The following is a 26,653-nucleotide window of genomic DNA, read 5'->3' as shown; positions in this document are numbered from 1 at the left end:
GAAAAGAGAATGCCAATATCGGGTTGGTGTCGAGGAGCGATGACGCATGGTGGACCTGGAGATCGACGGCGGGCTGGCGGTGGTCACCATCGACCGTCCGCACGCGCGCAACGCGATCGGCCTGGACACCATGGACCAGCTGGAGAAGGCGCTCGATGCGGCGGCGGGCGCCCAGGCGCTGGTGATCAAGGGCGCCGGAGAGCACGCTTTCGTCTCCGGCGGTGACCTCAAGGAACTGAGCGCGCTGCGGACCGAAGAAGACGCGGCGGCGATGGCCCGGCGCATGCGGTCCATCTGCGATCAGTTGGCGGACTTCCCCGCTCCCGTCGTCGCCGCGCTCAACGGTCATGCCTTCGGTGGGGGTGCCGAGGTCGCCGTCGCCGCCGACATCCGGGTGGCCGCCGACGACATCAAGATCGCCTTCAACCAGGTGCAGCTCGAGATCATGCCCGCGTGGGGCGGGGCCGAGCGGTTGGCCGCGCTGGTCGGAAAGAGCAAGGCACTCTTGTTGGCCGGCTCGGGAACCGCGCTGAGCGCGGCGGACGCCGAGCGACTCGGCCTGGTGGACAAGGTGTTGCCTCGCGCCGTCTTCGACTCGCCCGACGAGGGGTGGCGTTCTGTGGCGCGGTCGCTCGCCCGCCTCCCGGCGACCGAGATAAAGCGGGTGATCCGCGGAGTTTCCCCCGAGGAGGCGATAGCATCCTTTGCACGGTTATGGGTTGCCGACCCGCACTGGCAGGCTGCGGAACGGGTCATGACCCGCAACAGCAAACCTCGCCCGGCGGCCGGAGGAGCGTCATGACGATCAAAGTGAGGACGGCGATGCGCGTCGGGTCGGTCCTGTCGTCGGCTTCCCTCTTGGTCGCAGCGGGTGTGCTGGCGGGAAGCGGCCGGGCACATGCCGACGACCTCGTCATGCACCACGTCAAGTACACGGTCTCCACGCAGAACCCGATCTACACCAGCATCTATTACCTGGACCATGAGCCGGCCATTTTCGCCGACTACAGCCACAACCCTTACTCGTTCACGCCGCACGTCGACGTCGACCTCGCACCGGGCAAGCCGTGGAGTTACGAGCTGGACCTGTCAAAACCCGACGTGTATGCGATGGTCGTGGCAAGCACCGGTACCGAACCCGGAACGCCAAACCTTCACTGCGACTTGGCGGTCGACGGCGCTGTCGTCGTATCCAAGGACGGTCCCAAGGGTGTGCTCTGCTCGCTGCGGCATTGGTGAACCACCCAGGTTTGCGGGATATCTTCCATGGGGCGCGGTTCGCCTTCCAGGCGACGCAGATAACTTTCGACCAGTGCCACGGTTTCGGCGTGGCCACCATGAATGCCCACCGCCTGCTCGAGCACCAGGAACCACGACAGGCTGCTCATCAGGACCGTCCACACCACCGGCGGCATGTCTTCCCTGACTTCCCCATACCGCTCCAACGCGGCCGTCACCGCCTGGCGCTGATCCTCGCGGAGGCGCTGGGCGTAATAGGCGATTTCGGCACGCATCTCCTTGCGGTGGTTTGCCAGCGCCATGAATTCCATGGAGATCCGGGTGAACGCGGGGTCGGTGCCGAACCGCCACAACGCCCACAGCGGCTGCGGCGATTGCAGCAGTCGCGCATGCACGTCGAGCGCTTCCTCGGCGCGGCGGCGGAAGACCTCGAGGAACAACTCCTCCATGGTGCGGAAGTAGTAGTGCACGAGCTGAGGCTTCAGCCCCGCCTTGTTCGCGAGGCGGCGCGAGGTCACCGCGGCATAGCCCTCTTCGAGCATCAATTGCTCGGCGGCGTCGAGCAACAACCCGCGATTTTTCGCGTCCGGCGCCCCGATCCTGCGGGCAGATGTCATGTCCCTGCTCCGTACTGTGTGCCATCCCGTGCCGACCACACGGATCGTATCGTGGCGCGGCACCCTCGATCTTGACCCTGACATTACCGCCATGCTAAGCAGGTGCTCAGCACATTTCCGATTTCGAATTCACCGCGGCGGTACCGCTTGCCGCCGATACCACCGGTAAACCCAGCCCAGGGAGACGCAATCCGATGAGCACCTTCGAGTCGATCGACTTCTTCACCGATCCGTCTCTGGTCCCAGATCCGCACCCTTACTTCGACTATCTGCGCAGCCAGAACCCAGTGCTGCGGCTGCCGCACTACGGCGTCGTTGCGATCACCGGCTACGACGAAGCCTGCGAGGTCTACAAGGATCCCGAGACGTTCTCGAACATCGTCGCGCTCGGCGGGCCGTTCCCTCCGCTGCCGTTCACCCCCGAAGGCGACGACATCAGCGCACAGATCGACGCGCACCGCAGTTCGTTCCCGATGTTCGAGCACATGGTCACCATGGATCCGCCGGACCACACCAAGGCCCGGTCGGTGCTCGCCAAGCTGCTGACCCCGAGCCGACTCAAGCAGAACGAGGAGTTCATGTGGCGCCTCGCCGACCGTCAGCTCGACGAGTTCCTCGGCCTCGGTGAGTGCGAGTTCATCGCCGAATACTCAAAGCCGTTCGCCACCTTGGTGATCGCGGACCTGCTCGGTGTGCCGGAGGAGGACCACAAGGAGTTCCGCACCGTCCTGGGTGCCGATCGTCCTGGCGCGCGGGTGGGCGCCCTAGACCACGAGTCGGTCGGCATCAACCCGTTGGAGTGGCTCGACGACAAGTTCTGTCACTACATCGAGGATCGGCGTCGCGAGCCGCGCGGCGACGTCCTGACCTTCCTCGCCGAAGCGAAGTACCCGGACGGCTCGACGCCCCCGGTGATCGAGGTCGTCCGCTCGGCGACGTTCCTCTTCGCCGCCGGCCAGGAAACCACGGCCAAACTGCTCAGTGCCGCCCTGCAGGTGCTCGGCGATCGGCCGGACATCCAGCAGCAGCTGCGTGAGGACCGCAGCCTGATTCCGGGCTTCATCGAGGAGTCGCTGCGGATGGACAGCCCGGTGAAGAGCGACTCACGCCTGGCCCGCAAGTCGACCAGCATCGGCGGAGTCGACATCCCCGCCGGCACCGTGGTCATGATCCTGCCGGGCGCCGCCAACCGCGACCCGCGCCGATTCGACAACCCGCACGAGTTCGACCTGCGCCGCAAGAACGTCCGCGAACACATGGCGTTCGCGCGCGGCGTGCACTCCTGCCCCGGTGGCCCCCTGGCCCGCGTCGAGGGACGCGTGTCGATCGAGCGGATCCTGGATCGCATGCCGCACATCGAAATCAACGAGGCCCACCACGGGCCGGCCACCGAGCGTCGTTACACCTACGAGCCGACGTACATCCTGCGGGGTCTGAGCGAGCTGCACCTGACGTTCACGACCGCCGACGCCGTCGCACCCGTGGCCTGAGTCAGACCTGCATGCCGACGAAGTAACAGCCGAGCAAGACGGCGCCGACCAGCGCCACCCACGCATCGGTGAGTCGGCACAGCAGGACCGGAGCGTTTCGCACCTCCATGAACTCGCGAAAAATGATGCGCACCTTGATGAGTGCGATCACGATGACGCTCGACGTCACCACCGCGCTGGACTTCAGCAATCCGCCGGCGGAGTGATCTATCCATAGGTAGGCCAGCGTCAGCGCCGAGAGGACGAGCCATACGAACGTCAGCCGCTTGTTGAATTTGATTGCGATCACCTCACCACGTACAGCAGCGCAAAGATGAGCACCCACAGGAAATCAACGGTGTGCCAATAGGTAGCGCAGGTTTCGACGAGTTGCTGGGCTTGGACGGGCCCCTGCGCTTTTCGCGCCGCCCTGCGGATTTGGTAGACGATGACGCCGAGCGCGACGAAGCCGATCAGCAGGTGCACGAAGTGGATGCCGGTGAGAAAGAAGTAATAGGTGAAGAAGTCGTCGCTGTCGAACCCGTGCCCGATGCCGACCAGCCGGGCCCACTCCAACACCTTGAAAAAGAGGAACATTGCGGCGAAGGCGGCCGTGATGTACACGTCCTTGAGCGCCGCCCGGTAGGCGCCGGCCCGGGCCGACTGGACGCAGCGCGCCACCGACCAGGAGCTCAGCAACAAGACGAGCGTGTTGAAGACCCCGATCCGCAAATCCAGCTGCGCCTGCGAGTGCAAGAAGAGCTCGGGATTGTGGGCGCGGTAGAACAAGTAGAACCCGAAATACGCTGTGAAGACCAGCGTTTCGAACAGCACGAAGGCCCACATGTCCGGCTGGCCCGGCACGGCGCGCTTGTTCGAATCGGCGAGGTCCGTCATCGTGTGGCCGCCTCCTTGCGGGGACGGTCGGGCAGCGGCCCGGTGCCGAAGTCTTCGCGCCGGATCATCTGGAACAGCATGACGATGAACGTGACCTGGTAGATGCCGAACACCACCATGTCCAGCCACCAGGCGATCTGGCCGTTCCAGGCCAAGATGCCCCGCCGAAAGATCCAGCACGGAGCCACGACGACCTCGGTCAGCGCGTTGCACAGGTTGAGATAGCCGAACCACTTGGGGAACACGCGATTCCTGTCGAGCAGGATCGCGACCATCCAGATCAGCGATCCGATCAGGAACACCCCCATGGTCCCGTCGAAAGACAGGAACGCGAAGTCGTAGAGCCAGCCCAGCGCTTCGGGGTCTCGCTCGGGTCGCAGCGTCCCCACGATGAGCGCGATGTTGAGCAGCAGCATGCCGGGAACCGCGCTGAGCGAGTAGATGATCAGATAGCTGTAGCCGAACGCGGGACTGACGGACATGCGCCGCATGGAATACGCGATGAGGGCGTTGTTGATCGCGATCATGCCGCTGATGGCGAAGATGACGCCGAAGCCAAACGGTATGCCGAGGTGGCGCTCCGAGAACCAATGGGCTTGCGTCGCCAGATCCCAGGTGGGCTGCGGCGGCGGCTGGACTTGGGCCACGATGAAGAACATCGGAAAGAAGATGTTGTAGAACACCACGAGCGTCCACCACGCCAACCAGAGTTCGCGTTTGGGGTTGTGGCGCAGGTGCCAGGCGAATCGCTGGTGCAGGGGTCCGGCGGGCGGCGTGGCCGGAACGGACGGCGGTGTGATCACCGCACTCATGCGCCGACCAGTTCCTCTGCGCGCCTGGCGTTCTCGGCGCGCTCCCGGTGGACGGCTTGCCCCAACACCACGCCCGTCACGACGATCCAGACGGCGATCGCCACGTTTTTGACCCAGAAGGACAAGAGCCCGTCCCAGGCCAGCGGGCCGGTCAACGACACGCCGACGAAAGCGGCGGGAACCAGCGCGGCCGCCACCACGAGATTGAAGTGGGCCACCCAGTGGCGGAATACCGGACGCGGCTGATCGTCGAAATAGATTGCCAAGGCCAGGATTACGCTTTGGCCGATCAGGAACGGGACGAGGATGGTGAAGGTCATCCAGCCCAGGTCGTTGAGCAGCTGGGTCAGCGCCGGGCTGCGTTCCGGTCGAAAAGCGGCCAGTAACCAGCAGACGTTGGCGACGAGAAACAGCGTCGGACCGCCGGCCGCGCAACCCAGCATCGCGTACGAGAAGATCGGCGTCCGATGTGCCATGCGGCGGATCTGCAGCACGATCAGGGCCAGGATCGGGACCAGGCACACGCCGAACCAGTTGAACAGGATCATGCTGTAGCGGATCTCTGGGAGGTGGGCCGGATCGCGATAGAACGCGGCAACCTGGTCCGCCGGCATGGTGGGCGACATCGGCGGGTTGAAGCCGGGAAACAGGAAAAAGGAGGCGATCCACAGGATCAGCGCCACCGGCAACGTCCAGAGCAGGATCACCTCGCCGTCCGTCCGCCGGGGCGCGGTGCGCGCAGGCTGGCGACCGCCTGCATCGTTTCGTCCGACGTCGGACATCGATACTCCTTCCCCGCACGAGATCACCGCACGAGCTCGGCTCGTGAGCGAAGCTAGCCGATCGGCTAGCCTCGGTCAATAGCGTCGTCTAGTCTCGGTGCGTGGGAACAGCACGCCAGCCGGTCGCCGGAGAGCAATTCTGGCTGATCGCGCACAGCGCGGCCCGGACGCGCGTGCTCGACGCCGCCTTGGACCTGATCGCCACCCACGGGGTCAGCGGTACGTCGCTGCAGATGATCGCCGACGCCGTCGGCATCACGAAAGCTGCTGTCTACCATCAGTTCCGCACCAAAGAGCAGATCGTCATCGCCGTGACCGAGCGCGAACTCGGCCGCCTCGCGCCCGCGCTCGAGGCGGCCGAAGCCTACGACGACGGCCCTCAAGCACGAGATGCCTTGCTGGTGGGCGTCATTGAGATGGCCGTTCGCGACCGCCGGTTGGTGCGCACGCTGCAATTCGACCCCGTCGTCGTCCGGCTGCTGGCCGAGCACAAGCCGTTTCAGCTTTTCATGGACCGCCTGTACCGGGTGCTACTGAGCGATGCGGGCCTCGACGGCCGGATCGAGGCGGCGATGTTCTCCGGCGCGCTGAGCACCGCGGTCATGCATCCGCTGGTCGCCGACATCGACGACGACACACTGCTCGACCGGGTTACCGATCTGAGCCGCCGACTGCTGGGTCTGCCTCGGCAGACCCGCGACTGACGAAGCTACGTGTCGGCGCGGACCCAGCTCGATATGCCGTCGTGAGCAATACAGATCAGGAACAGGCCATCGGGCGCCTGCGCGACATAGTTCAGATAGTTCGTGCAGTCGGCGTTTTCTTCCTTGACCCCAGCCATGGGCGGGGAGCGGAACCATCGAGGCTGGTATCGCCTTGGCGACCCGCAGAACATCAACCGTCCGGGTTCCGAGGCGAAGGAGACGTAGCCGTCGGCGACACCGAAGGCGTAGTAGGTGGTGTTGTCACACGGCGCGCCGAGAACCTGATGGGGCATGATGCCCGGGGTGCAGGCGGGGTAGTCGCAGACGGTCGGTCCTGCCGAGGCTGGCGGCGCCGCCACCACACCGGCGCCCAGCAACGCGGCAACCAGAGGCACGATTGATCGCACCCGATTACTCTGCCACACCTGAAAAGAAAATTCTCCTGGTTGGAGAAGATCTCCATTACCTAACGGTGGTGGCGCCGGGCCCTCCCGAACGCATGGAAGCCCCGTCCCCCTGCCAGCGCGCATTTCCGCACGTAAGAGCCACGAAGGCGGCCGTCCGGCGACGGCGTTGAGCCCAGGTTCCAGTGATAAGCTGCTTCTCCGTGCACGACCCGGAGGGACCTAACGTCGACGATCGTAATGACCCGAGGGACGCAGTCGATCCTGACGCACCACAGTCGGGCGCAGGGGCCGACAGCGACGACGTAGCGGCCCCCTCAGAATCGGACGTAGAAGACGAAGTTGCCAAGGCCGAAGCGCGCGCCGAGGCGGCCCTGGCACGCCTGCTGAAGCTGCGCGGGGCAACCGAAACCGCGGGCGCGGACGACACCGAAGATGCCGAGCAGCGCCCCGCCAAGTGGGCCCGGAAACGGCTGCGGTTGGGGCGGCTTCGACGTCCGGGGTGGCTCCGGCGCCCAGGGCGGAAAACGATAGCCGCCGGCGTCGGCATCGTGCTCGCCTCCACGTCGCTCGCCGCGAGCGGCTACATGCTGTGGCAGCACCGCATCGCGGTGCATAACCACCACCTCGCCGCGGAGTTCAGTGCGGCCGCCCGGCAAGGGGTCACGGCACTGATGTCGATTGACCCCGATCATGCCCGGGAGGATGTTCAGCGCTCGATCGATGCCTCGACGGGCGACCAGAAGAACCAGCTATCGGTGCTGTCGCCCCTGATCGTCAACAAGGCCCAGGAAACGAAGGTCGGCACCAAGGTCACCATCGAAGCCGTCGCCGTCGAGTCGCTGAGCGACAATTCCGGCGTCGTGCTGGTGGCGGCGAAAACCATTCCCACCGGACCGGATAACGCCAAACCGCCACCGGCCTTGTTTCGGCTCAGCGTCAACATGGACCGCGACGACGGCCAACTCAAGATGTCGAAAGTTGATTTCTTGCGATGACCGAGGAACATGGCTCGTCGCCGAACGGCACCGCCAAGCCGGTTGACGACGCGGAGACTTCACCTGCCGGCGAGGGTCCGGCACGCTCGGGTCGGCTGGCAGCGATTCGGCGTCGCGCGCACCGGTATTTGGCACGGTGGCGTTCGATGGTCGCGACGACGTTGGTCATTGCCGCGGTGGGAGTCGCTGCCGGCGTGTACTTCTTTCTGTATCGGCCCGATCAGCAGGTCGGCGACGCGGCGGCGCGCCGGGCAATCCAGGCGGCGTCGGATGGTGCCACGGCGGCGTTGTCGTATTCGTACGAGCATTTGAACCGCGATTTCAACAACGCGAAGTCCCATCTCACCGGCGACTTTCTCACCTACTACAGCAAATTCGCCGAGGAGGTGGTGGCGCCGACGGCGCAGAAGGGGCAACTGACGGCCAGCGCCAAGGTGATTCGGGCCGCGGTCTCGGAATTGCATCCCAATTCGGCCACCGTGCTGGTTTTCATCGACCAGACCACGGCAAGCGTGAAAAAGAAAGATCCCGAGAAGACGCAGAGCAGCATCCTGGTCACGATGACAAAAGTCGACGGTTCCTGGCTGATCTCGAAATTCGACCCGGCGGGGTGAGCCCAGCGGATCTTGTCCTAACCGTTACCGGGCCGACCGAAGCGGTGTAACGTCATCGCTCGAGGACGCCGCAACCGACGGCGGAAAGGTGCCACAGGCACTCTCGGATTACGCGCTTCGAGGAGCACCTGATGCGTTCAGTCAAAACACTCACCACCGCAACGCTGGTGGCCGCCACTGCATTCGGCGGTTTGAGCGCTGCCCCCACGGCCCGGGCAATAACCAAAGAAGACGTGGCGATCAACGGAACTTTCCGGGCCACGTCCATTGGCGATTATGCCCAGACCAACGATCAGTACAAGGGTGAGCCGACGGTCTACCAGGTATGGACCATCACTTCCACGTGCGACTCAACCCAGGAATGCCATGGCCAGGTGACGAGCGACCAGGGCTGGACCGCCCCCCTGTACATGAACGATGGGGAGATGTGGAAGGTGAGACGCGAAGTGCCGAACTGGGAACGGTGTGAAGACGGCACCACGTTCACCGGAGTGCAGACCTACTTTTTCTACCCCGTAAACGACAACGGCGGATGGCAACTCGGGTCTCGAGTCTTCTCGGGCAAGGACAAGACGGTCGGCCCCAGCGGTGCCTGCGGGCAGAACCAGTGGCTTGATGTTGCGATGCCGTTGCGCCTGGACCAGCTGTCCTGACCGGGCGGCCATAACGTCGTTCCCGCGCTTCGCCTCCGGGTGGATTCAGGTGGGGAGCATGTCCTTCCACGTCTTGGGCGCCTTCTGAGCGACGAGATCCGACTGCTGGTACAACTTTCCGTCCGGCCCGACATAACGACCGGTGTGCGGATCGTACTTCGCCACCACGACCGAGGGCGCGGGCTTAGATGTGTTGGCGCCGAACGAGCTTGGCGCGGCCTGGGGCTGTCCACCGTCGACCTGATCCAGCGGTGCAGGCGCTAGTGCGGGCACCGGTGGTGGCGGCGGTGGCGTCGGAAGCTCGCCCGGGGCAGCGACATCGAGCGGCGCAAAAGCCGGGATGTCAGCCGACATTCTCGTCATCGGCGCCAGCGTTGGTCCCGACGACGGCATGGGGGGCACAGCTGCCCCCGCCGTGCCCGGCGGTGGATTTTCTCCCCGCGGCCCCGCCGCGTCGCCGCGAGGCACCGCCCCCGGGGGCAGCGGCGTGCCCTCGACCGGGCCGAAGATCCTGTCGTTGACGGTAATCCGGTCATCGGGCGGGACGCCCTGGGAAATCAGGTTCGGATCCAATGGGTAGGGCCCCGTGGTGTGCTGGCGCATCGCCAGCGGCATGTACGGCTTGTCGCTGTTGCAGATTTCGACGGTGGGCGCGCGCTTGCCCGGGTGACCCATGCAGGGATAGTTGCGGGCACCGCGAACCGCGATCGGCGAATCCTGCGGGAGTTTGCAATACAACCCGTCCGGTGTGTCGATGTCGCTGAGGTCGTCCGGGGATCGCCAGGTGTTGGGCGGCATGAAGCCGACGGTGCAGATCGGCGGATCGTCGACCGTGGCCGCGAAGTCGCCGTAAGCCCTACCGTCGGGGTGGTTTTCACCCGTAGCGGCCTGCTCGATTGCGACCCCCGAGGGCAGCAGCACCAGCAGCTGCTCGATCGAGGGGTGGTAGGTGATGCCGATCTGCCCGATGGTGGTCAGGTTGGCGAGCAACACCGGCAGCGTCGGCTTGATCTGTTCGAGAAGCCGGGATGCTTCGTTCGCGGTGTCCGGACCCTTCTCCAGGATGGTCCGGAAGTGGGAATCGTTGTTCACCAACACATCCGAGATGCCGGCGAAGCTGCGCGCCCACGTTCTGATCGAGTCGGTGGTGTGCGCCTGGGTATCCAGCAGCGGCCCGGTGTCTTCGGTGAGGGCCCGGGTGCGATCGACGACGCCGTTGGCGTCGCGCGACAGGGTCTTCGAGGAATCGATCAGTGAGCCCAGGTCGTAACCGGTGCCGTTGAAGCCCTCGAAGGACTCGTCGAGCAATTGGCCGAGTTTGGCCTTCGGGATGCTTTGAACCATGGCATTGACCTGCTCGAGCATCGGGGCGACCGGCTGCGGAATCGTGGTGTCGCGCACGGAGATTACCGAGCCGTCGTGCAGGTAGGGCGGCGAATTGGTTTTGGGCCGCAGGTCCACGTACTGCTCACCCACCGCGGAGACACTGAGCACCTCGGCGGTCAGGTCCGCGGGGACTTTTGGTGAAGTGCTCAGCGACAGCGTCGCTTTCGCGCCCGTCGGCGTCAAACCCACCGCGGTGACCTTGCCGAGCTGAACACCGCGGTAGGTCACGTTGGAAAACCGGTACAGCCCGCCGGTGGCCGGCAACTCCAGCGTCACCGTCATCCGGCCGATGCCGAGCAGGGTCGGCGCCTGAATGTAGAAGAGCACCATCGCGACCACGCCGATGATCCCGGCGACCAAAAAAATCCCCAGCTGAATTCGAACGAAGCGCGTCAGCATCTATCCACCCGCTCCCGTCGAAGGTGCCTCCGCCGGCGGTGGCGTTTGACCCAGATTCGCGTCAGGCATCGGCGCCTCAGCCGGAGCAGGCCCCGGACGAGGTCCATAGTTCCCCGGTCCCGGCACCGCACCCGGCGGTGGCGGGGGCAACGGCAACGCGTCGGGATCGACCCACGGTGGCCTCAGCGGGTTATGCAAGGGATCGAGCGTGTAATTCATGCGATACGGATCCCCGGGCACCGGCGGCACCGGCATATCGAGTTGCCCCCAGTGGGTTCCCAGGAACAATCCCTTCTTGAGCCTTGGGATCGTCAGGTCGAAATCGAAATGCAGGTTGAAGAAGTCGCCTCGGACGGCTCGGTCGACGAAGTTCTGGGTGAACGGGAACACGAACGACGCCGCGATGGCCGCGCCGAAATCCGGTCCGACGTCGGCGAGCGCTTTGATGGTCGGCTCCAAGTTTTTGAGGTTCCTCACCAGGTCGGCCTGGGCGTCGTTGACCAGCCGGTTGGCGGTGTTGCTGAACACGCGGAGGTGATCCAGCGCCGCCGTCAGACGCGGCCGCTCCTTGATCAACACCTCGAGCGCCGGCGGTATCTTGCGCAGCGCGTCGGTGACAACGTCGCGCTGGTCGGCGAAGGTGGCCGACAGCCGATTCAGCGCCTGGATGGAGGCAATGATGTTGTCCTGCTGGTCGTCCAGAGTTCCCACGAACGTGTCCAGGCGGGTGATCAGGTCACGCACCGCACCCTCGTGCCCGGACAGGGCGGCCGAGAAATTGTGGATGACCTCCCCGATCTGACCCAGTCCACCGCCGTTGACGACCGCACCCAGCGATGACAGCGTCTGCTCGGTCGACGGGTAGGCCGAGGACCGGCTCAGCGGGATGGTGGCGCCCGGTTGCAGCCGTCCGCTGCCCTGCTGGCCCAGCGGGGTATTGAGCTCCACATGCATCGAGCCCAGCAGGCTGGTCTGACCGACGGTGGCCACCACATTGGCCGGGACCACCACGTCGCGCTTGACGGAGATCTCGACGTCGGCGTGCCAGCCATGCACCCTCATCGTGCCGACACTGCCGACCACGACGTCGTTGATCATCACCGGCGAATTCGACTCCATCGTACCGACATTGGGGAGTTCGACGTGGTAGATGTTGGCCCCCGGCCCGCGTCCGACCGCGCCCGGCAGGGGTAGTGAATTCAGGCCGTGGAACGCGCATCCCGTCGCCGTCAACACCACGCAACAGCCGACGGTGAACACCCGCCGTGCCGCTGCCCGGGCGATCATTGTTGCGGCCCGTCTGTCGGCAACAGCATCTCCGAGGCACTCGGCGCCGGCGGTGGTGGCGCCGGTGTCGACGGTGGGGGCGGCAGCGGCATCGCCGCGCCCGGTATCCGCGCCGGTGGCACCGCCCCCGGCGGTCCCACCGGGTCACCCGGCAGACCGGTGTAGGCCGACACCGCGGGCGGGATCTCGGGTGCCGTGGGCTTCGGGCCCTCCCCGCCGGGTGCCAGGCGCGGTTCGGTGTAGAGAACCCTGGCCGGGTCAATCGACTTGGATATGAACGGGTTTAGCGGAAGGGGCGAGTTATTCCAGCTGGTCTGCCGCAATCCAGGACCAATGAACAGGGAGCAGAGCTTGCCCGTTTCGACCGAGGTGATGTTCCCGATGGCGCCGATTTGCGTGCAGCCCGGTACGGATAACAGAACCTGACCGCCCCATGTGGGATTCGACATGTTCATGAGCCCGAATCCTCCGACGATGGTTCCGGTGTCGGCGTTGTAGTCGTTGAAGAAGTTGCCGAACGCGTTCGGCGCTGCGTGCAGGATGTTCTCCAGGTCCAGGTGGTGATCGACCAGGTTCTGCGTGACGTCGGCCAATCGGGCGATCTGTTCGCTGGTCTGGTTGCGCGTGCCGGCGATGAATCGCTGTACCTCGCCGACCGCCGTCGACAGATCGGTCAGCGCCGCGTCCAGGTCGGATTTGCTGTCGTTGACGACGCTGGTGAGCGTGGCCAGGCGACCGTTGAACTGCTCGATCTGCACGTTGCTGTCGCGTAGCGCGCCGATGAACGTCTGCAGGTTTTTGATGATGTCGACGATGTTGCCGCTGCCGTTGGCGAGGATCCGGCCGACGCCCGAGAGCTGACCGAGCGTTTGCCGCAGCTTGTCGCCGTTGCCGTCGAGGGCGTTGGCGGCGCTGTCGATGAACCGGCCGACGGATGTGCCCGATACCCCGCTTTTGGGTCCCAAATCCGTTGCCAGCCGCATCAACTGGGTTTTGACCTCGTCCCACTCGACCGGCACCGCGGTCCGTTCGACCGGTATGACCGCGCCGTCCCGCATGACCGGCCCGCTGTCTCGATAGGCCGGGGCGAGCTGAACGTAACGGGCGGACACCAGGTTCGAGGCGACGATCACCGCCTTCGCGTCCGCCGGAATCGGCACGTCATGGTCGACCTTGAGGATCATCTTGGCCTGGGTGCCCTGCGGCTGAATGGATTTGATGGTGCCGACTTTGACACCCGAAACCCGCACCTCGTCGTGGGGATAGATCGCGGTGGCGGTGGTGAAATAGGCCGTGATCGTCTTCTGCCCGAAGAACGTATTGCGGACGACCACGGCCGCTCCGGCAAGCAGGAGCCCGACCAAGGCAACCGCCGTCACGGCCGCGAGCCGCTTGCGCGGGATCCGAGAGGTCCAGGAGGTCACTGTGACCCTCCGACCCGTCCGCCCAACGTGCAGCCAGGGCACATTGGAATGGAGTTGTAGGGCCAGGGGGTCAGCGCCCGAGGCACCGGCGATGGGAAGCCGGGACCCTTCGACGTATCGAAGGTGCGGAATCCCCAGAGGTAGTCGAACAACTCCTGGAAGAGTTGCGGGATAAGGAAGTTCGGGGCGAACGCCTGGTAGGCGTACATACCGGCGATGGCCTCACCGACCGTGATCTGAAATTTCTTGAGGCCCGCCAGCGACTTGGCGATGTTGTCGCGGTTCTTTTCCAGCATCGCGGTCACCGAATTCAGTCTCTCCAGCGTCGGCGCCAACGTGCTTTCGTTGTCGTGCACCAATGCCGTCAGCTGCTTGGCCACCGCCGACGTGTTGGCCAGCAGGTCGACGATCTCTTGACGCCGCGCCACCAGGACTTGGAGCAGGGAGTCGGAGTTGAGGATGAGCTTGTTGACCTGCTGGCTGCGTTCGGAAAGAACCCCCGTGACGTCGCCGGCGCTCTTGAAAAGGTCTCCCAGGTTCTTGTTGCGACTGTTGAGGGTGCGCGATAACCGAGTGAGCGCGTCGAAGGCCGGGCCCATTTGGGGCGCAATCTGATCCAGCGTCGCCGCCAGCGTGTCCAGCGACTGATTCAGCGCCGCGGTATTGGTTCCCGCGGTGTCGGTGGTCAGGTCGCTGACCGCTTCGGTCAACGAATACGGCGAGGACGTGCGCGAGACGGGGATGAGGGCCATCGGGTGCATCGTGCCGCTGCCGGCGGACTCCACAGCGAGCATCCGCTCGCCCAGCAGCGTGCCCGTGCGGATGTGCGCGGAGGTCTCCGAGCCGAGCAGGACGTTGCCCTTCATCGCGAACGTCACCAGCGCATCGCCATGGCGCAGCTTCACATCCGACACCGTGCCGACCTTCATCCCCGACACGATGACGGGGTTGCCCGCCGCAAGGCCCCCGGCTTCGGTGAACAGCGCCTGGTACCTGACCATCGTCGCCCATGCGACGAATCGGTCGGGCGACAGCCCCACCAGGATGACCATCACCGCCAGGACGGTGCCGATGAGTCCGGCTTTGACCAGCCCGGCTCCGCGATACTTGAGCATTAGGGTTCCGTGCACCTTCCTGCATCTGACCTGAAGATATTGGCGCGCACGGTCTTGCCGTTGAGATCCGTACCGCGGAGCCCGAACTGGCAGATGTAGTACGGGATGGTGGCGCCGTTCACGCCGAGTCGAACCAGCTTGCGGTAGTTCCTGGGCGCCTTCTGAATTGCGGTGTCGATGCGGTCCTTGTCGTTGTCGAGAATGGGTGCCAGTCGATTCAGCTGAGCGATGGTCCCCGACAGCGGCGGGCGAGCCTCGGCAAGCAGATCCGCCAGCGAGGCGGTTCCCTTGTCCAGGGCGTCAATCGCGGACCCGATCGTGTCGCGGTCATTCGACAGCCCGCTGACAAGCTGCTCGAGGCGATCGATTGCGCCGGAGAACTGTTTGCCGTCCTTGGCGATCGTGCCGATCACCGTGTTGAGGTTGTCGATCAGCTGCTGCACGGTTTGATCGTTGTCGGCCAAGGCGTTCGAAAACGACGTCGTCTTGGTGAATAGCGACTCGATCGTCCCGCCCTGACCCTGGAAGACCTGCAGCAGCCCTGCGGTCAACGCGTTGACATCGTGCGGATTCAGCCCCTGCGTAACGGGTTTCAGTCCGCCGAGGAGGAGGTCGAGGTCAAGCGCGGGCGCGGTGCGGCTGACGGGAATCTGACCGCCGGCGGGCAGCCGTTTGGGCGAGCCCGGACCATCGAGCAGTTCGAGGTAGCGGTCGCCCACCAGGTTCAGGTAGCGGACCGCCGCCCTGCTGCCCTCGGTGAGGACGACGTTGCGGTCGGCATCGAACTTCACCACGACTTTTTTGTCGGGCCGCAACGAAACGCTGTCGACCGTGCCGACGCGAATCCCGGCGACGCGCACCGACTCGCCCGGTTTCAGCCGCGACACGTCGTTGAACACCGCCGAATACCCGGTCGTCGCGCCCGTCCGGTACTGGCCGAAGATGAAGAACAGGAAGGCGGTCAGCACCGCCATCACGACCGCAAAGGTCGCGAACTTGATGAGCGTTGCGCGCGTTCTCATCCCTGTTGTCCGATCTGGGCGGGGTTGCGCGGCGGGCCGGCGATCGGCCCGTACAACAGCTGCTTCAGCCCGTCGAAGTTGAGCAACAGCTGCGGGTTTCCGTAGTTCACCGGGTTGGCGCCGATGTCGGCAATCAACTGCGGCGGGGCGGTATTGAACGGCAGCTTCGGCAGGCCCACACATTGCGGGCCGCCCGTCGCCGCGACCTTGGGCAGGTTCGTCGGATACCGATAACGTTCTGCGCCCCACGTGAGGCTCGCCGAGATGTTGATGCTCGGTTCCGACAACGGCGCCCCGTGCGTTATCTGTACGAGCCCGGCGAACGCACAGTTGAGCGCCGGGGCGTACTCATTGGTCAGATCCGTGGTCGGCGCCAGCAGATGCACCACGTCCGTCAGCGGTTGACGGTTCGTCGACAAGACGTCGTTGCCGATGTCGGCCAGGCCGATCGCGCTGATCAGCAACGCATCCAGGTTGCGTTGCTCGTCGACGATCGTCTTGCTGATCCGCGTCGCGTTCGAGGCGGTCTTCATCAGGTCGGGCGCCGCGTCGGCGTAGGCGTTGGACACCACCGGTAAGACCGCGAGGTCATGCCGGAAAGCGGGCAGGCTCGGCTCCAGCCTGGCGAGAAAGGAATCCAGGTCGCTCAGCGATTGGCCAAGCTGTGGACCCCGCCCACTGAACGCCTGTGCCAGCGCACCCAGCGACTCGTTGAGCTTGGGCGGATCGATGTGGCTCAGGACCGACACCAGTTGCTGGAACACCGTGTTGATTTCGACCATGACGTGCTGGCCCTGCAGCGTCTGGCCGCTGTGTAGCCGCTGCGCCGAGGGTTGGGCCGGTTCTACGAGCAGGATGGACTTGGCGCCGAACACCGTCGAGGACGCGATGTCGACGAGCACGTTGCCGGGGATGAAGTGCAACTGGGACGGGTCCATCGCCAAGTGGATGGCCGCTTGGCCGTTGGGCAGCGGGTCGATCGAGGCGACCTTGCCCACCTGCACGCCGCGCATCTTGACCTTGGCGTCCGGGTTCATGACCAGGCCGGCTCGTTGCGAAATCACGGTCACCGGCACGGTTTCGGTGAAAGAGCCCCGAAACAGGCCAACGGCAACGGCGACGATCACGGCGACCACGGCGACGGTCGCCAAACCGGCCAGGGGGCGCGCATACGATTGCGCGCCGAAGTTGCCACCGGGTGACGCCGCGACAGGCGCTGCGCTGCTGGCTGTTTCCGAACGGTCGATAGGGCCGGGTCCGAGGCGGTCCGTCACGTCAGGTCTCCTCCCCTACCCGGACAAGTTGAAGTTGCCGTTGGAGCCGTAGATCGACAGCGAGACCAGCAGCGTCACGGATACCACCACGACCAGCGAGGTGCGCACCGCGTTGCCGGTCGCGACGCCGACGCCGGCCGGGCCGCCGGAGGCAAAGTAACCGAAGTAGGTATGGATCAACAAGACGGTCAGCGCCATCAAAACGGCTTGCAGGAATGACCACAACAAGTCGATGGGGTTGAGGAACGTGGTGAAGTAGTGCTGATACAAACCGCTTGACTGACCGAACATAAACACCGTGATGAACTGACTGGCCACGAACGACAAGATGACGGCGATGGAATAGAGCGGGGTCACCGCGAGCATCCCGGCGACGATCCGGGTGCTGACCAGATACGAAACCGGCCGGATAGCCATGGATTCCAGGGCGTCGATTTCTTCGTTGATCCGCATGGCGCCCAGCTGCGCGGTCACGCCGGCGCCGAACGTGGCCGCCAAGCCGATGCCTGCGACGATCGGCGCGGCAATCCGCACGTTGATGAAGGCCGATAGGAATCCGGTCAGCGCCTCGATGCCGATATTGCCCAGCGAGCTATAGCCCTGGACGGCCAGCACGCCACCGGCGGCGAGTGTCATGAAGCCGACGATTCCCAGCGTGCCGCCGATCATCGCCAATGTGCCCGCCCCCATGCTGATTTCGGCAATGAGGCGAATGATCTCGCGGCGGTAGTGGGCCGTCGCGAACGGCACCCCGGCCAGCGCCCTGGCGTAGAACAGCGTGTGATCGCCGATCCGGCTCAACGTGCTGACGGGCTTCTCAAGCTGCCGCGTCAGACGCGGGTAGGTAGCGCGTAGGGCTATCACGATCTGTCCTTACACCTCCTTCGTCACTACTTGGCCGCTACTTGGCCGAAAATCGGATGCCGATGGCGGTGACAACCACGTTGACGACCATCAGGGACATGAACGCATACACCACGGTTTCGTTGACGGCGTTGCCGACGGCCTTGGCGCCACCGCCGGTGATCGTCAACCCGCGATAGCACGCGACCAATCCGGCAATAAGGCCGAAAAGCGCTGCCTTGACGCAAGAAATGATCACTTCCGGCACGCCGGTGAGCAAGGTGATGCCCGCAGCGAACGCGCCTGGGTTGACGTCTTGAATGAACACCGAGAAGGCGTAGCCACCGACGATGCCGATGATGACGACCAGACTGTTCAGCAACAGGGCCACCAGCCCCGCGGCCAGCATGCGCGGAGTCACCAGGCGCTGCACCGGATTGATGCCGAGCACCTCCATCGCGTCGATCTCTTCTCGGATGGTTCGCGACCCCAAGTCCGCGCACATCGCCGTGGAGCCGGCGCCGGCCACGATCAACACGGTCACCATGGGGCCGATCTGAGTGACGGCACCGAACGCCGCGCCCGCGCCGGAAAGGTCCGCGGCACCGAGTTCCCGCAGCAAGATGTTCAGGGTGAAGCTGACCAGAACGGTGAACGGGATGGCCACCAACAATGTCGGCGCAATCGCGACCCGCGCGATGAACCACGACTGCTCGAGAAACTCACGCCACTGGAACGGGCGCTGGAACAAGAACTTGACCGCGTCCGCCGACATCGCGAACAACCCACCGATCGCCTGTGCCGGCTTGGAGCCGCGCCCCAACATAATCCCGGGTGACCAGCGGTCAGCCCCTTTATTCGCCATGGGAACAACACCCTTTCGGCATTACGAGACTGCCAGTCTTGTTCCGGCGCAAGGCCTGCGGTAGATTCGGCAGAACCGGCGCCCGCGAAGCCGTGCCGCCGATGGCGAAAAGCGCAGCGGGCGGCCGCATTTCGGAGTCGACATCCGGTACGACAGCCGCGACCTCGGTCACGCCAGTCCTCCGTTCTGCTGCGGGAGTCGGCGCTGCAAAACGGGTGGCCCCACGTCTTGAAGCGTCCGGAGATTATGACTCATGCGCCGTCCCGGCGGAGCGAAAAAGGCATAACCGTTATCGGACTCCGCAACGTCGGAACGGCGACGCGGCACGGGTGGGTCGCAACAAACATGTTCGGCATCAGGCAAACTCCAGTCCTAGGTGACGGCGCCGGCCGTCTTGAGCTCGATGATGCGGTCCCAATCGAGTCCGAGTTCCATCAGAATTTCGTCGGTCTGCTCAGCGAACCCGGGGGCCGGTCCGGTCTGTGGCGCTGCGACGTCGAACTGTACCGGGTTGGCAACCAATTCGAGCTCACCCGCTCGCACCATGTACTCGTTCGAGCGGATCTGCGCGTCGTCGACGGCTTGCAGGGTGTCCTGCACCGGCGCCCACGGCCCGGACAGCGTCGCGAAGCGTTCGCTCCACTCGGCCAGGGTGCGGGTTGCGATGGCCTTGCTCAAAAGCTCCACCGCTTCCGCCGTGTTGGCGGCAATCTCCTCCACCGTGGCGAAGCGCGGATCGTCGGCCAGCTCCGGCAGGTCGACGTGGCGGCACACGTCAGCCCAGAACTTGGTGGGCTGCATCATCACAAAGGAGATGTAGCGGCCGTCGGACGTCGTGTACAGCCCCACCAACGGATTGTTGGGCGCGCCGTGCACGCCGGGCGGGGGCGCTTCGAGCCGCTGCCCCAGATGCTTGGTCAGCGCGACGGTGTGCCCCATCGACCACAGCCCACTGCCCAGCAGTGACACGTCGACGACGGACGGTTCCCCGGTGCGCTCACGTTTGAGCAGCGCGGCCGCGATGCCGCCGGCGAGGTTGGTCCCCGAGATGGTGTCGCCGTAGGCGGGCCCGGGCGGGGCGATCATGCCCGGCATCCCGGCGGGAGTAATGGTCGCCGCGGTTCCCGCCCGGCACCAGAAGGCGGTCATGTCGTAGCCACCCTTCTCCGCCTCGCCGCCGCGCGGGCCGAGTGCGCTGCCGCGGGCGTAGATGATGTTCGGGTTGACCGTACGAATGTCGTCGACGTCGATGCCGAACTTGTTCCGATGAGCGGGAAGGAAGCTGGTCAGGAACACGTCGGAGCGACGGGCCAGCTCGTAGAGCACTTCCTTGCCCTCGGGCACCGACATGTCCAGCCCGATGCTGCGCTTGCCGCGGTTGGCGTGCTCGATGTTGGGGTTGGGATCGCCTTCGACGCGCAACATCCCGGTCTGGCGCAGCCCGCGCTGCGGGTCGCCGGTCACCGCGTGCTCGACCTTGACCACGTCGGCGCCCCATTCGGCGAGCACCGCGCCCGCCGACGGGACGAACCCGTACATGGCGACTTCCAGCACCCGGATGCCCTCCAGCGGCCTCACGCGCCCGCCCCCTTGGTCGGCACCGCGGGAACGGCGAACGTCTTGCGCTCGAGGAACTCCTCCAACCCGGCCACCCCCATCTCGCGGCCGACGCCCGACTGCTTGAAGCCCCCGAACGGGCTGTCGGCGCCGAAATAGTTGCCGCCGTTGATCGAAAACGATCCGGCCCGGATCCGGCGCGCCACGGCCAGCGCCCGGTCCTGGTCGCGGCTGAACACCGCGCCCGCCAGGCCGTAGATCGAGTTGTTGGCGATGCGCACCGCATCGTCGTCATCGTCGAACGCGATCACCGCGAGCACCGGCCCGAAGACCTCGTCCTGGGCGATCTCGCTATCGGGATCGACGTTGGTGAGCAGCGTCGGCGCATAGAAATAGCCGGGATCGAGCCGCTTGCCGCCCGTGACCAGGGTTGCCCCGGCGGCGACGGCGCGCTGGACCATGCCGTCGACCTTGTCCCGCTGCCGTTCGTTGATCAGCGGGCCCATGTAGGTCTTGGGGTCGGCCGGGTCGCCGTGGCTCACCTTGGCGAAGTTCTGCGAGATGAGGTCGACGATTTCGTCGTGGTGCGATCGGGGCACCAGGAGCCGCGACGTGAGCGCGCACCCCTGGCCGGCGTGGGTCACCATGCTGAAGGCTGCGAACAGCGCCGCGTTGGCGAAGTCGGCGTCGTCGAGCATGATCGCCGCCGACTTGCCGCCCAGCTCCAAAAAGACGCGCTTGACGGTCTGGCTGGCGGCGGCCATGATCTTGCGCCCGACCTCGGTCGATCCGGTGAAGGTGATGACGTCGACGTCCGGGCTGGTGGTCAGCGCGACCCCGGACACGGGATCCGACGAACTGAGCACGTTGACCACGCCGGCGGGAATGTCGGTGTGGTTGGCGATCAGCTCGCCGAGCGCCAAGGTGACCAGCGGCGTGTCCGGGGCGCCCTTGAGCACGACCGTGCATCCCGCGGCAAGCGCCGGCGCCAGCTTGGCGAGCGCGAGCTGGTTCGGATAGTTGTAGGCGATGATGGCGCCGACCACCCCGGCGGCTTCCTTTTCCACCCAGCGGTGGTGCAGCATGCCCCGCGATTCCCGTTCCCCGAGGTCCTCGGAGAACTGATAGGTGCGCAGCAGGTCCGCGTAGAAGCGCACGATGCCGATCGGCTCGTCGAGCTGCGCGCCCTGGGTCAGCGCGCGGGTGGCGCCGACCTCGGCGATGGTGAGCTCACGCAACTCGTCGGCGTGCTCGACGAGCGCCCGGTGCAGCTGGTCGAGGCAGCGAATGCGCAACTCGACATCGGTGGGCCAGTCGGTGCTGTCGAACGCGCGACGCGCCGCCGCGATCGCCGCTTCGGCCTCCTCGGCGCCGGCGTCCGGCGCGTGCCCGATGACAGCGCCCGTCGCGGGATTGATCGAAGCGAACGTCTTGCCGGCGGCGACGAGGCGGCCGTCGATCAACAGGCGGCGGTCTGCGCCTGACCCCGGGCCCGGCTCAGGCGCGGCTTCCGCGATGGTCGCTGTGGACCCAACGGCGGGTTCTGCCGTGTCCTGGGCAGGCATGCCGGTACCCCCTGGTGTGGTGACGATCACGATAATTTCATTCTCTTCCCCGGCGAATCTTACATTCGAGTTTCGATAATTCAAGAAAGTCTCAGGAATGAGATCGAGGTGCTGACCAGCGGCGCAAACGGCCAGAAGTTGCCCCCGAGGCCCTCTCGACGCAGGCCGAACGCGGTTTCGCGGGCGTGTTGCACGCCACTCCGCGTGGAGAGTAGGGTTCTCATAATTGTAAGGGAGATTCTTTGTGGCTGAAATGGCCCCCGTCGGAGTAGAGGCCTCAAGATGAAGACTGCGGTGGTCACCGGTGGCGGATCCGGCATCGGCCTTGCCGTCGTGCAGCGCCTACGCGCCGACGGCTTGAACGTCGCCACCATCGACCTGCGGCCGTCGGACGCCGAATTCACCTTCACCGCCGACGTGACCGACCGGTCGCAAGTGGACGCCGCGCTCTCGGCGATCCGCGCCCAACTCGGCCCGGTGACGGTGCTGGTCAACGCCGCCGGGCTGGACGGCTTCAAGAAGTTCCACAACATCACCTTCGAGGACTGGCGGCGGGTGATCGACGTCAACCTCAACGGCGTCTTCCACACCGTCCAGGCGGTGCTGCCCGACATGGTCGAGGCCGGCTGGGGACGCATCGTCAATATCTCTTCGTCGAGCACACATTCCGGCGCGCCCTACATGAGTCACTACGTGGCGGCCAAGTCGGCGGTCAACGGCCTCACGAAATCGCTGGCACTCGAATACGGGCCCAAGGGCATCACGGTCAACGCCGTGCCGCCCGGCTTCATCGACACCCCGATGCTGCGCGCCGCCGAGAAGAACGGCTTCCTCGGCGACATCGAAGAGACCATCGCCCGCACCCCGGTCCGTCGCATCGGCACACCCGAGGACATCGCCGCGGCGTGCGCGTTTCTGGTGTCCGAGGAAGCCGGCTACATCACCGGTCAGATCTTGGGCGTCAACGGCGGTCGCAACACCTGAGCGGTGGCGATTCGTCGACGGTGCCCGGCAACCAGCATCAGGTGAGAGGAGACAGCCGTGAAGGTTTGGGTGGATTCGCAGCGATGCCAGGGCCATACCCTGTGCGCGATGATCGCTCCGGATTCGTTTCAGCTCAGCGACATCGACGGCAGCTCGTCGGCGATCGACGAAGTGGTGCCCGCCGATCGGGAGGACCAGGTTCGTGAGGCGGCGCAGTCCTGTCCGGAGCAGGCCATCATGATCACCGAAGACTGAACCGGCACCGAAGTCGTAGAAGCGAAACACTGAGGGAGACAGAGCGTTGAGTGTCGACGACGTCGTCAATGACGGTGACCGGAAGAAGAACCGATACCACTTCGATCGGCATTCTTCCGAGTATCGGTCGCAGTTCAAGGCCATCACCGAAGAGATGCACGCCAAGTGCCCCATGGCCTGGACGGATACCTACGGCGGCCACTGGGTGGCGGCCGGCAGCCACGAGGTCTTCGAGCTGGCGCGCTGCCCGGCGGTCTCCAACGACCACGACATCCACGGCGAACGCCGTGGCTATAAAGGCATTTCGATCCCCACGGCCAGCCGCGTCAGCGCCGTCCGCGGCGGCATCCTGGAGATGGACGACCCCGAGCACCGCACCTACCGGACCGTGCTCAACCCTTATCTGTCCCCGGCCGCGATCAAGCGCTGGGAGCCGTTCATCGACGACGTGACGCGCGCCTGCCTCGACGAGAAGATCGAGGGCGGCAGCATCGACTTCGTCGACGACCTCGCCAACATCGTGCCCGCCGTCTTCACCCTGGCCATGCTCGGCATCCCGCTGAAGAAGTGGAACATGTACAGCGAGCCGGTGCATGCCGCGGTCTACACACCCGAGCACTCCCCCGACATCGAGCGGGTCACCGCGATGCACCGGGAAATGGGACTCGACATGGTCAACAACATGATCGAGATCCGCGCCAATCCGCGGCCAGGAATCGTGAACGGTCTGCTCCAGATGCGCATCGACGGCGAGCCCGCCCCGGAACTGGAGATCCTCGGCAACCTCGGGTTGGTCATCGGCGGTGGCTTCGACACCACGACCGCACTCACCGCGCACTCGCTGGAGTGGCTTTCGGAGCACCCGGAGCAACGGCAGCTGCTCAGCGACGAGCGCAAGACCCTGCTCGACCCGGCGACCGAAGAGTTCCTGCGCTACTTCACCCCGGCACCCGGGGACGGCAGGACCTTCGCCGAAGACACCGAACTCGACGGCACCCGGTTCAAAGAGGGCGAGCGGCTGTGGATTTCGTGGGCGATGGCCAACCGAGACCCCGCGGTGTTCCACGACCCGGACGAGATCATCCTCGACCGTAAGGGTAACCGGCACTTCAGCTTTGGGCTCGGGGTCCACCGATGCATCGGGTCGAATGTGGCACGCACGGTGTTCAAATCCATGCTGACCGCGGTTCTCGACCGGATGCCCGACTACAAGTGCGATCCCGAGGGGACCGTCCATTACGAGACTATCGGTGTCATCCAGGGCATGCGTAAGCTGCCGGCGACCTTCACGCCCGGCCGCAGGATCGGAGCCGGCCTGGACGAGACGCTCGAAAAGCTCCAACGCATTTGCGACGAACAAGAGCTCGCCCGGCCGATCACCGAACGCAAGGAAGCCGCGGTCATCGACTAGGTAGGCCTGGACGGACCAATCGTTGACGGCCGCAATTTTTCCGAGTAGGCCTGTTCAGCGTGACCGCCCCCTATATTTGGGCGCAAGCGCGTGTGCAGAGATGGGAGACGCAACGGTGAAGCGATTCGCAGTGAGCCTTGCGGTTGCCATGGCCGCGCTGACCATCGCGCCGACCGCCCACGCGGACATGCTGTATTCCAACTACAGTGTGAACTCGGACCGGGATCCCGGCCATTTCTGGGTTTGGTCGATCAACCCGTGCTTCCCTAATCAGCCGGGATGCCTGCAGATCTACGCGACTCCGCAGCCCAACGGGCAGGCGACGGTCTACCGGGGAGAGGCCCGCCTGTCCAACGGCCGCTACACCATGGCCGTCGACGTGCCCGATGGTGTGCGCTGCGTGGTCCAGTTCTTTCCCTCGCATGATGTTTACTCGTGGGATGCGGTGACGCTGGCGGGTCAGGTCGACTCGACGTTCGACACCGGTTGCGGTGGCGGACCGGGGGGCACCAACAGTTGGCCGTTCACGCTCGTGCGATTCTAGCCGCGTGAGAGGTACAGGAGTCGGTAAGCACGATGGCTGAGGCCAAAGAACCGCCGCGCGATTCGGCCACGTCGAAAGCCGATGCCAGGGCATTGCTCGAGGAAGCCGAGGCCGAAGCAGCCGAAGCCGAAGCGCTTGCCGCAGCGGCGCGCGCCCGCGCCCGCGCCGCCAGGCTCCGGCGCGAAGCGCTGGACGAAGCCCGAAAAGAGGCCGAGGCAAAGGCCGCCGAGGACAAGGCCGCCGAGGAGAAGGCCGCCGAGGAAGCAACCGACACCGACGGGCCGAAGGCCGACGACGACGTCGCCGACACCGACGAGGCAACCGACGCCGACGAGGCGGAGACCGAAAAAGAAGAAGTTTCCGACGAAACCCCCGAAGACGCGGAACCGGAAACCGAGCCGGCCCGCAGCCGGCGGCGCTTGCGAATGCCGCCGCTGTCCGTGACGTGGAAAGTGGCCGTCATCCTGCTCATCTGCGCCTTCGTCGCGGCCAGCGGATACATGATGTGGAACCGCCATGAAGTCAACGAGCGCAGCCAGCGGATCGCGAACTTCGTCGCGGGAGCCAGACAAGGTGTCGTCAACTTGACTTCCATGGACTGCAATAAGGCCAAGGAGGACGTCCAGCGGGTGATCGACAGCTCGACCGGCCAGTTCCACGACGACTTCCAGGCCCGCGCAAAAGATTTCACGACCGTCGTCGAGCAGTCCAAGGTGGTGACCAAAGGAACCGTGAACGCGGCGGCCGTGCAATCCATCAACGGCGATTTCGCGTTGGTTCTCGTCGCCGCGACGTCGCGCATCACCAACGCCGCGGGCGCCAAAGACGAACCGCGCAATTGGCGGCTCAAGGTGACCGTCAAAAATGACGGCGGGCAATACAAGATGTCCAACGTGGAGTTCATCCCATGAGTGAGGACGAGCCCAGCATCGACACCGCCGACGAGTCTGCCGACCGAACCGAGGGCGGCGAAACAAGTGCCCCACCGGCGCGGCGCAGGGTGAAAGTCGTTCCCGCGATTCTGATTGCGCTGCTGCTGCTTTCCGGTGGTGGGGCGACGTGGCTGTACTTCAAGCAGTACCGGCCCGATAAGCAGACAGACGCCAGCGTCGCGACCGCGGTCGTCAATGCCGCCTCCGACGGAACGGTCGCGCTGCTCTCCTACTCGCCCGACTCTCTCGACAAAGATTTCGCCACCGCCAAGTCGCACCTGTCCGGCGACTTCTTGTCGTACTACAACCAGTTCACCGAGCAGATCGTGGCTCCGGCGGCCAAACAGAAGTCACTGAAGACCACCGCTCGAGTGTTGGGGGCCGCGGTCCAGGAGTTGCATCCGAATTCGGCAGTCGTGCTGGTGCTGGTCGATCAGAGCACCACGAGCAAGGACAACCCAGACCCAGCGATGGCGTCGAGCAGCGTGCTGGTGAGCCTCACCCGGGTCAACGGCAAGTGGCTGATCACCAAATTCGACCCTGTCTAAAAACACGTTAGGTGTCGCCGGGTCGCATCGTCATCGAGTGTGAATCCGCGGCT

The 26,653-nt window shown here is 65.1% G+C and carries 29 protein-coding genes; 13 read left to right on the top strand and 16 right to left on the bottom strand.

Going from position 1 to position 26,653, the window contains the following annotated elements; translation table 11 throughout:
- The first annotated feature begins 46 nt into the window (after positions 1–46).
- Both OCU_RS29145 and OCU_RS50135 read left to right on the top strand, forming a co-directional pair.
- On the top strand, positions 47–802 hold the full coding sequence (locus tag OCU_RS29145) for an enoyl-CoA hydratase/isomerase family protein (protein WP_014379212.1): 756 nt from the start codon (positions 47–49) through the stop codon (positions 800–802).
- 71 nt (positions 803–873) lie between these two features.
- Positions 874–1,239: a hypothetical protein gene (locus OCU_RS50135; RefSeq protein ID WP_009951839.1), complete on the top strand. Its 366-nt coding sequence runs from the start codon at positions 874–876 to the stop codon at positions 1,237–1,239.
- Here OCU_RS50135 and OCU_RS29140 read toward each other — a convergent pair.
- Positions 1,155–1,856: a TetR/AcrR family transcriptional regulator gene (locus tag OCU_RS29140; RefSeq protein WP_014379211.1), complete on the bottom strand. Its 702-nt coding sequence runs from the start codon at positions 1,854–1,856 to the stop codon at positions 1,155–1,157. The two genes, OCU_RS50135 and OCU_RS29140, sit on opposite strands and share 85 nt — an antisense overlap.
- A 194-nt stretch (positions 1,857–2,050) precedes the next feature.
- Here OCU_RS29140 and OCU_RS29135 point away from each other — a divergent pair, with 194 nt between their 5' ends.
- A complete protein-coding gene (locus OCU_RS29135; RefSeq protein WP_009951837.1) occupies positions 2,051–3,346 on the top strand; it encodes a cytochrome P450 in 1,296 nt (431 codons plus the stop codon).
- Position 3,347: 1 nt separating this feature from the next.
- Here OCU_RS29135 and OCU_RS29130 read toward each other — a convergent pair whose 3' ends face one another.
- The 4 genes from OCU_RS29130 to OCU_RS29115 are packed head-to-tail and all read right to left on the bottom strand — an operon-like array spanning position 3,348 to position 5,816.
- Positions 3,348–3,632 (bottom strand): cytochrome C oxidase subunit IV family protein, encoded by a 285-nt coding sequence (locus OCU_RS29130; RefSeq protein WP_026071393.1) that lies wholly within the window; start codon positions 3,630–3,632, stop codon positions 3,348–3,350.
- Positions 3,632–4,222 (bottom strand): cytochrome c oxidase subunit 3, encoded by a 591-nt coding sequence (locus OCU_RS29125; protein ID WP_009951833.1) that lies wholly within the window; start codon positions 4,220–4,222, stop codon positions 3,632–3,634. Before OCU_RS29125 ends, OCU_RS29130 begins: the two co-directional genes overlap by 1 nt.
- Entirely contained in the window at positions 4,219–5,034 is an 816-nt protein-coding gene (locus OCU_RS29120) for a hypothetical protein (RefSeq protein WP_014379209.1), read from the bottom strand. Before OCU_RS29120 ends, OCU_RS29125 begins: the two co-directional genes overlap by 4 nt.
- On the bottom strand, positions 5,031–5,816 hold the full coding sequence (locus tag OCU_RS29115; RefSeq protein ID WP_020188645.1) for a hypothetical protein: 786 nt from the start codon (positions 5,814–5,816) through the stop codon (positions 5,031–5,033). The genes OCU_RS29120 and OCU_RS29115 overlap by 4 nt, the downstream gene beginning before the upstream one ends.
- A gap of 101 nt (positions 5,817–5,917) precedes the next feature.
- Between OCU_RS29115 and OCU_RS29110 the strand changes: the two genes are divergently transcribed.
- Positions 5,918–6,520: a TetR/AcrR family transcriptional regulator gene (locus OCU_RS29110; protein ID WP_009951830.1), complete on the top strand. Its 603-nt coding sequence runs from the start codon at positions 5,918–5,920 to the stop codon at positions 6,518–6,520.
- A gap of 5 nt (positions 6,521–6,525) precedes the next feature.
- Here OCU_RS29110 and OCU_RS29105 read toward each other — a convergent pair whose 3' ends face one another.
- The gene (locus OCU_RS29105; protein ID WP_014379207.1) at positions 6,526–6,915 is read right to left on the bottom strand and encodes a hypothetical protein; all 390 of its coding nucleotides are present in this window, start codon (positions 6,913–6,915) and stop codon (positions 6,526–6,528) included.
- Between the two features lie 212 nt (positions 6,916–7,127).
- On the opposite strand from OCU_RS29105, the gene OCU_RS29100 reads away from it, so the two are divergent.
- The 3 genes from OCU_RS29100 (at position 7,128) to OCU_RS29090 (ending at position 9,189) form a co-directional block, all read left to right on the top strand.
- Entirely contained in the window at positions 7,128–7,922 is a 795-nt protein-coding gene (locus OCU_RS29100; protein ID WP_009951828.1) for a hypothetical protein, read from the top strand.
- Positions 7,919–8,536 carry a hypothetical protein gene (locus OCU_RS29095; protein ID WP_009951827.1) on the top strand — a complete coding sequence of 206 codons (618 nt, stop codon included), beginning with the start codon at positions 7,919–7,921 and terminating at the stop codon, positions 8,534–8,536. Before OCU_RS29100 ends, OCU_RS29095 begins: the two co-directional genes overlap by 4 nt.
- A 131-nt stretch (positions 8,537–8,667) precedes the next feature.
- Positions 8,668–9,189 (top strand): Rv2253/PknI dimerization domain-containing protein, encoded by a 522-nt coding sequence (locus tag OCU_RS29090; protein WP_014379205.1) that lies wholly within the window; start codon positions 8,668–8,670, stop codon positions 9,187–9,189.
- 45 nt (positions 9,190–9,234) lie between these two features.
- Here the strand turns inward: OCU_RS29090 and OCU_RS29085 are convergent, their stop codons facing one another.
- From OCU_RS29085 to OCU_RS29040, 10 genes are all read right to left on the bottom strand, one after another.
- On the bottom strand, positions 9,235–10,974 hold the full coding sequence (locus OCU_RS29085; RefSeq protein WP_014379204.1) for an MCE family protein: 1,740 nt from the start codon (positions 10,972–10,974) through the stop codon (positions 9,235–9,237).
- Positions 10,975–12,261, bottom strand: a complete 1,287-nt coding sequence (locus tag OCU_RS29080; RefSeq protein WP_014379203.1) for an MCE family protein — start codon at positions 12,259–12,261, stop codon at positions 10,975–10,977.
- A complete protein-coding gene (locus OCU_RS29075) occupies positions 12,258–13,685 on the bottom strand; it encodes an MCE family protein (protein WP_009951822.1) in 1,428 nt (475 codons plus the stop codon). The genes OCU_RS29080 and OCU_RS29075 overlap by 4 nt, the downstream gene beginning before the upstream one ends.
- The gene (locus tag OCU_RS29070) at positions 13,682–14,800 is read right to left on the bottom strand and encodes an MCE family protein (protein WP_009951821.1); all 1,119 of its coding nucleotides are present in this window, start codon (positions 14,798–14,800) and stop codon (positions 13,682–13,684) included. Before OCU_RS29070 ends, OCU_RS29075 begins: the two co-directional genes overlap by 4 nt.
- The gene (locus OCU_RS29065) at positions 14,800–15,822 is read right to left on the bottom strand and encodes an MCE family protein (protein WP_014379201.1); all 1,023 of its coding nucleotides are present in this window, start codon (positions 15,820–15,822) and stop codon (positions 14,800–14,802) included. Before OCU_RS29065 ends, OCU_RS29070 begins: the two co-directional genes overlap by 1 nt.
- Entirely contained in the window at positions 15,819–16,982 is a 1,164-nt protein-coding gene (locus OCU_RS29060; RefSeq protein ID WP_306454223.1) for an MCE family protein, read from the bottom strand. The genes OCU_RS29065 and OCU_RS29060 overlap by 4 nt, the downstream gene beginning before the upstream one ends.
- Positions 16,983–17,111: 129 nt before the next feature.
- Positions 17,112–17,957, bottom strand: coding sequence for an MlaE family ABC transporter permease (locus OCU_RS29055; protein WP_026071391.1), 846 nt, complete (start codon positions 17,955–17,957; stop codon positions 17,112–17,114).
- 40 nt (positions 17,958–17,997) lie between these two features.
- Positions 17,998–18,804: an MlaE family ABC transporter permease gene (locus OCU_RS29050; RefSeq protein ID WP_014381835.1), complete on the bottom strand. Its 807-nt coding sequence runs from the start codon at positions 18,802–18,804 to the stop codon at positions 17,998–18,000.
- Between the two features lie 372 nt (positions 18,805–19,176).
- Positions 19,177–20,382: a CaiB/BaiF CoA transferase family protein gene (locus tag OCU_RS29045; protein ID WP_009951816.1), complete on the bottom strand. Its 1,206-nt coding sequence runs from the start codon at positions 20,380–20,382 to the stop codon at positions 19,177–19,179.
- Entirely contained in the window at positions 20,379–21,956 is a 1,578-nt protein-coding gene (locus OCU_RS29040) for an aldehyde dehydrogenase family protein (protein ID WP_085978332.1), read from the bottom strand. The genes OCU_RS29045 and OCU_RS29040 overlap by 4 nt, the downstream gene beginning before the upstream one ends.
- A 252-nt stretch (positions 21,957–22,208) precedes the next feature.
- Here OCU_RS29040 and OCU_RS29035 point away from each other — a divergent pair, with 252 nt between their 5' ends.
- The 6 genes from OCU_RS29035 to OCU_RS29010 all read left to right on the top strand — a co-directional run bounded on the left by OCU_RS29035 (position 22,209) and on the right by OCU_RS29010 (position 26,600).
- On the top strand, positions 22,209–22,910 hold the full coding sequence (locus tag OCU_RS29035) for an SDR family NAD(P)-dependent oxidoreductase (protein WP_009951813.1): 702 nt from the start codon (positions 22,209–22,211) through the stop codon (positions 22,908–22,910).
- 57 nt (positions 22,911–22,967) lie between these two features.
- Positions 22,968–23,165: a ferredoxin gene (locus tag OCU_RS29030; protein WP_009951811.1), complete on the top strand. Its 198-nt coding sequence runs from the start codon at positions 22,968–22,970 to the stop codon at positions 23,163–23,165.
- A 46-nt stretch (positions 23,166–23,211) separates the two neighbouring features.
- Positions 23,212–24,576 (top strand): cytochrome P450, encoded by a 1,365-nt coding sequence (locus OCU_RS29025; protein WP_014379197.1) that lies wholly within the window; start codon positions 23,212–23,214, stop codon positions 24,574–24,576.
- Between the two features lie 100 nt (positions 24,577–24,676).
- Positions 24,677–25,120, top strand: a complete 444-nt coding sequence (locus OCU_RS29020) for a hypothetical protein (RefSeq protein WP_172417488.1) — start codon at positions 24,677–24,679, stop codon at positions 25,118–25,120.
- 32 nt (positions 25,121–25,152) lie between these two features.
- The gene (locus OCU_RS29015) at positions 25,153–26,031 is read left to right on the top strand and encodes a hypothetical protein (protein ID WP_009951806.1); all 879 of its coding nucleotides are present in this window, start codon (positions 25,153–25,155) and stop codon (positions 26,029–26,031) included.
- Positions 26,028–26,600 carry a hypothetical protein gene (locus OCU_RS29010; protein WP_014379195.1) on the top strand — a complete coding sequence of 191 codons (573 nt, stop codon included), beginning with the start codon at positions 26,028–26,030 and terminating at the stop codon, positions 26,598–26,600. Before OCU_RS29015 ends, OCU_RS29010 begins: the two co-directional genes overlap by 4 nt.
- Positions 26,601–26,653 lie beyond the last annotated feature (53 nt).

The organism is Mycobacterium intracellulare ATCC 13950, from assembly GCF_000277125.1.
In the GTDB taxonomy this organism is placed as follows: Bacteria; Actinomycetota; Actinomycetes; order Mycobacteriales; family Mycobacteriaceae; genus Mycobacterium; species Mycobacterium intracellulare.
Note: the sequence above shows the minus strand (reverse complement) of the source record. Positions and strands in the feature narration are given on the sequence as shown.